Genomic DNA, 259 nt, shown 5'->3' with positions numbered 1-259 from the left:
CTACCCTGACTTCTTATATTTTAGCTATATTATTGGCACCTCAGCACAAACCGCCGATGTTTCAATTACCAACAAACATATGCGTCTTTTAAACTTATTTCATGCTGTATTATCTTTTGGCTTCAACACGACCATTTTAGCGATTTGTATTAACGTTGCTGCTGGCTTTCTTACCAACTAAGACCTTTATTTAAAAACAAAAAAAGCCCCATTTAGAGGGCTTTTAAGAATAACTATACTTACAACAGTTGGCCCATAC

1 protein-coding gene is annotated in these 259 nt (G+C 35.5%); it reads left to right on the top strand.

All coding sequences use genetic code 11. The features are described 5' to 3' along the window. Positions 1-181: DUF1345 domain-containing protein (locus tag ACNQ0W_RS25790; RefSeq protein WP_417933357.1), on the top strand; the 181-nt coding region annotated here is incomplete at its 5' end. Positions 182-259: the final 78 nt, after the last annotated feature.

The sequence above is a fragment of the Enterobacter cloacae complex sp. 6730903 genome (assembly GCF_048283985.1).
In the GTDB taxonomy this organism is placed as follows: Bacteria; Pseudomonadota; Gammaproteobacteria; order Enterobacterales; family Enterobacteriaceae; genus Enterobacter; species Enterobacter hormaechei_C.
This window is presented reverse-complemented; position numbering and strand designations above follow the sequence as displayed.